The sequence below is a fragment of the Clostridium tarantellae genome, from assembly GCF_009295725.1.
GTDB lineage: Bacteria > Bacillota > Clostridia > Clostridiales > Clostridiaceae > Sarcina > Sarcina tarantellae.
This window is the reverse complement of the sequence record NZ_WHJC01000263.1, coordinates 1-4,680: the sequence shown is the minus strand read 5'-3', so window position 1 is coordinate 4,680 and position 4,680 is coordinate 1. Positions and strand designations below refer to the sequence as shown.

Genomic DNA, 4,680 nt, shown 5'->3' with positions numbered 1-4,680 from the left:
AGACCGGGGGATATCTCGGATTATATCATAATATTAAAAATATATTTGAAAAATTTAGAAATTTTGCTTATAAAACTAAAAATAGCATTTTTGCTTTATGCAAAAATGCTATTTGTCTACAAACTGAGGAGAAGATACTAAAGTATCTTCTCCTTATTTTTATTAATCTATAATTTATGTATAATTTTCAAATCAATAACTAGCAATTAAACTTTTTGTAAATAAATTCAATTCCTTTTTAAAACATAATATACATTTTATTCCATATAATATTAAAAAAATGGAGCGGGTGATGGGAATCGAACCCACGTAACTAGCTTGGAAGGCTAGGGCTCTACCATTGAGCTACACCCGCTTAACAATTTTATTATATCATTTTTTTTTGACACTGTCAACATTTTAAAAATGGCTGGGATAACAGGATTTGAACCTGTGAATGACGGAGTCAAAGTCCGTTGCCTTACCGCTTGGCGATATCCCAGTATGGTGTACCTTTAGGGATTCGAACCCCAGGCCCACGCCTTAGAAGGGCGTTGCTCTATCCAGCTGAGCTAAAGATACATTGTGTCAACAAATAATATTATACTTTGCATAATATTATTTGTCAACATTTTTTTAAATTACTTCACTTAAATGCTTACTTAAAATAAATTTCAATTTTTCTCCATCATTTTTATTGATAGAAGCTTGCTCACAAAGTTTAAACCAACTTTCTTTATTCATTCCAATCTTCTCTTCAAATTCTTGTTCAAAATTAGTTTTTATATTAGTATTAAATACAAAATCTGCTAATTCATTTGCATTTTTAAAAATTTTTAAATATAAAAATTGTGTTGAATCTCCCAACCAATCATTATTAAATCTTCCACAAAAAATTCTTAATTCTTTATAAATTTTTTCATCAGGCAAATTCCATAATCTTTTAATTTTATTTATTTCTTCTTTCATACATTTTTCTTCTGTTTTAGTGATTTTATTGCTTCTAACTGATAATTTAAATATATCATCTATAGATCTAGTAGGAATATTTATAATAGCTTTTTCCTTACCTTCAACCCATTTATAATACGCTTCAGGTAAAAAAATATATTCTATAAATCCTAATAAAGCCTTCATATCAGGAACTGCTATCCAATCACTTTCAATACCAGTTTTTTTATTAAAAATAACATAATGCAAGAATTTTGTATCCATTGTTATAGCTTCTTCTAAAAAAAGTTTATTTTTTTTTGTTTTATTACTAATGATTAAATTTTCCCAGTAATTTAATGAATTATATTTAGTCTTCAAAATTCTCTCCCCTTTTACTATTTATATAGTTTTTAATAACTTATCCACATTAATTTTTTATAATTATTTCTATTTTTTTAATGTATTTCAACTTAATGTTATTTATATTATAATATTGTAAATTCTATAAATCAAAGTTCAAACATTATAATTAAACGTTTTCTGAAGGCTTTTTCTTTAATAATCTTGCATTTATTGATTAATATGTTTTTTTATGATATTTTATAAACATATATATTTCATTAAATAAAAGGGGGATTTTATGAATTATTTATGTGAAATTTGTGGTAAGCTTGGAGATATTCACCATATAGTTCACAAGCATGAAGGTGGGTTAGATTTTAAGCTAAATTATAAATATTTATGTAATTATCACCATAGAGGTAAATATGGTCCTCATGAAGATCCTATTATAGATTTAATCTATAAATTAAAACTTCAAAACTCTTTAAAATCTCTTTTACCAAAAACTTACTATGATATGAATTCTTTAAGTAGTATACTTTGTTTAAATAAAAATTCACTTAAAAGAATCTCTAAAAATTTAAAAATTTATAAAGAAGGATATTTATCTGACGATATTATTTTTCAAATTATGGGAAGAAAAATTTATTCTGAAGAATTAATTGAAGATTTTATTCTTGAAAAAGATATTGTTAATAATTTTTAAAATATTGAATGAATGTTAGTTCTTTACACTGAACTTGGTTTATATATTATTAGACAAAAAATTTCAATATTATTAAAAAATATATTGTTTTATTAATATTAAATTTTAAGTATTATCTCATTGACATTAAAACGCAATAAATTTATAATTAAATCATTATAAAACCTAAATAATTAAAATCTATGAAGAGAAGAGTAAGCTTTGGTACATTTGCAGAGAGAAAATACATTTGCTGTGAGTATTTTTAAATGAAATTAGCTGAAAACCACCTCTGAGTTGCTTTAATAAAGTACGGTAAAATCACGTTAAGATTTATTTAAAAGTGGCATATTTTATGCAAAATGGGTGGAACCACGGGAATATATACTCTCGTCCCTTTTCTTACAATGAAAAGAGATGAGAGTTTTTTTATTTCTAAAAAATACCAGTTATATAGTGAAAGGGGTCATAATTATGATAAAAGTTACTTTAAAAGACGGTTCAGTTAAAGAATTTGAATCTGGACTTTCAATATTAGAAATTGCTAAAAATATAAGTGAAGGTTTAGCTAGAAATGCTTGTTGCGGAATTGTAAACAACCAAGTTGAAGATTTAAGATTTCAAGTAAAAGAAGATTGTGAACTAGCAATTTGTACTTTTGATTCTCAGGAAGGTAAAGATGCTTTTAGACACACAGCTTCTCATATATTAGCTACTGCTGTTAAAAGATTATTTCCTAATGCTAAATTAGCTATAGGGCCATCTATAAATAATGGTTTTTACTATGATTTTGACAATGAAAAATCATTTTCTTCTGAAGATTTAGAGAAAATTGAATCAGAAATGAAAAAAATAATAAAAGAAAATCCAGAAATAAAAAGATTTGAACTATCAAGAGAAAAAGCTTTAGATCTTGTTAAAAATGAACCTTATAAAGTTGAACTTATAAATGATTTAGATGAAGATGAAGTTATTTCATTTTATCAAATTGGAGATTTTGTAGATTTATGTGCTGGCCCACATCTAATGTCTCTTAAGCCATTAAAAGCAATTAAACTTTTAAGAAGTGCTGGGGCTTACTGGAAAGGTGATGAAAAAAATAAAATGCTTTCAAGAATTTATGGAACAGCATTTACTAAAAAAGCTGATTTAGATTCTCATATTGAAGCTTTAGAAGAAGCTAAAAAAAGAGATCATAATAAACTCGGAAGAGAACTGGGAATATTTGGAACTGATGAAATTATTGGTCAAGGACTTCCTTTATTAATGCCTAAAGGAGCTAAAATAGTTCAAACTCTTCAAAGATGGATAGAAGATGAAGAAGAAAGAAGAGGTTATCTTTTAACTAAAACTCCTTTAATGGCTAAAAATGACCTTTATAGAATCTCTGGACACTGGGATCATTATAGAGATGGTATGTTTGTATTAGGTGATGAAAATGATCCTGATGTGATGGCATTAAGACCAATGACTTGCCCATTCCAATTTTCTATATATAATTCAACTCAACACAGTTATAGAGATTTACCAGTAAGATTTGGAGAAACAGCTACTTTATTCAGAAAAGAATCTTCTGGAGAAATGCATGGACTTATAAGGGTAAGACAATTTACTCTTTCAGATGGTCACATAGTATGTACTCCTGATCAATTAGAAGAAGAATTTAAAAATGCTGTTGATTTAGTTAAATATGTTATGGAAACTTTAGGAATAGCTGATGATATAAGCTATAGATTCTCAAAATGGGATCCAAATAATACTGAAAAATATATAGATAATCCAGAAGCTTGGGAAAAAACACAAAATATAATGAGAGAAATATTAAATCATTTAGAAATAGATTTTGTTGAAGCTGATGGTGAAGCTGCTTTCTATGGACCAAAACTTGATATACAATTTAAAAATGTTCATGGAAAAGAAGATACAATAATAACTATTCAAATAGATTTTGCTTTAGCTGAAAGATTCCAAATGACTTATATTGATAAAGATGGTAATAAGAAAACTCCTTATATTATTCACAGAAGTTCATTAGGATGTTATGAAAGAACTTTAGCTATGCTTATAGAAAAATATGCTGGAGCTCTTCCAACTTGGTTAGCACCAACTCAAGTTAAAGTATTACCTATCTCTGATAAATATAATGATTATGCTGAAAAAGTAGTTAAAACATTAAGAGATAAAGGTGTTAAAGTTGAAGTTGATTACAGAGCTGAAAAAATAGGATATAAAATTAGAGAAGCTAGATTAGAAAGAAGTCCTTATATTGTAATAGTTGGTGAAAAAGAAGCAGCAAATAACGAAGTTGCTGTTAGAAGCAGAAAAAATGGTGAAGAAGGTGCTATAGCTCTTAATGTATTTGTAGATAGAGTTGTAAATGAGATTGCCAATAAAGAAAAATAATATAAAAAGACTTAGTTTTTTACCAATGTCATTAAGATAAGATATTTTTTTATATCAAGCTTTCCTAGAAAATAAAATTTTTCTGGGAAAGCTTTTTGTTACCTAGAAATATTATTTTAAAATTTGTTTTTAGGTATGACTAATAAGCATACTGATAATCTGCTTTTTGAATTTCTTTAATTTTTATGCTACTCTATAAATGAAACTTACGGGAGATTGGGCGCGAAGCTTTCGACGGTCTTGCCTGCCTTTTCTTACCGGTAAAATATTTTGTTGAATTAATAATTCAACTGATGGTAGATTTCTCTTATTAGAGCATTTGAAAAAGTATCTGCAAA

Annotated in this window: 3 protein-coding genes, 3 tRNA genes and 1 other annotated feature; of the genes, 2 read left to right on the top strand and 4 right to left on the bottom strand. The window is 26.7% G+C overall.

Annotation, left to right across the window (positions count from 1 at the left end; genetic code table 11):
- Positions 1-281 precede the first annotated feature (281 nt).
- The 4 genes from GBZ86_RS12865 to GBZ86_RS12850 form a co-directional block, all read right to left on the bottom strand.
- Positions 282-355, bottom strand: a tRNA-Gly gene (locus GBZ86_RS12865).
- Between the two features lie 51 nt (positions 356-406).
- Positions 407-481: transfer RNA gene (locus GBZ86_RS12860), tRNA-Gln, on the bottom strand.
- 3 nt (positions 482-484) lie between these two features.
- A tRNA-Arg gene (locus tag GBZ86_RS12855) sits at positions 485-561 on the bottom strand.
- Between the two features lie 54 nt (positions 562-615).
- Positions 616-1,290 (bottom strand): hypothetical protein, encoded by a 675-nt coding sequence (locus GBZ86_RS12850; RefSeq protein WP_152891264.1) that lies wholly within the window; start codon positions 1,288-1,290, stop codon positions 616-618.
- Positions 1,291-1,552: 262 nt separating this feature from the next.
- Between GBZ86_RS12850 and GBZ86_RS12845 the strand changes: the two genes are divergently transcribed.
- On the top strand, positions 1,553-1,960 hold the full coding sequence (locus GBZ86_RS12845) for an HNH endonuclease (RefSeq protein WP_152891262.1): 408 nt from the start codon (positions 1,553-1,555) through the stop codon (positions 1,958-1,960).
- Positions 1,961-2,133: 173 nt separating this feature from the next.
- Positions 2,134-2,340 (top strand) — a binding site (T-box leader).
- A gap of 73 nt (positions 2,341-2,413) precedes the next feature.
- Positions 2,414-4,342 (top strand): threonine--tRNA ligase, encoded by a 1,929-nt coding sequence (gene thrS / locus GBZ86_RS12840; RefSeq protein ID WP_152891260.1) that lies wholly within the window; start codon positions 2,414-2,416, stop codon positions 4,340-4,342.
- The last annotated feature ends 338 nt before the right edge of the window (positions 4,343-4,680 follow it).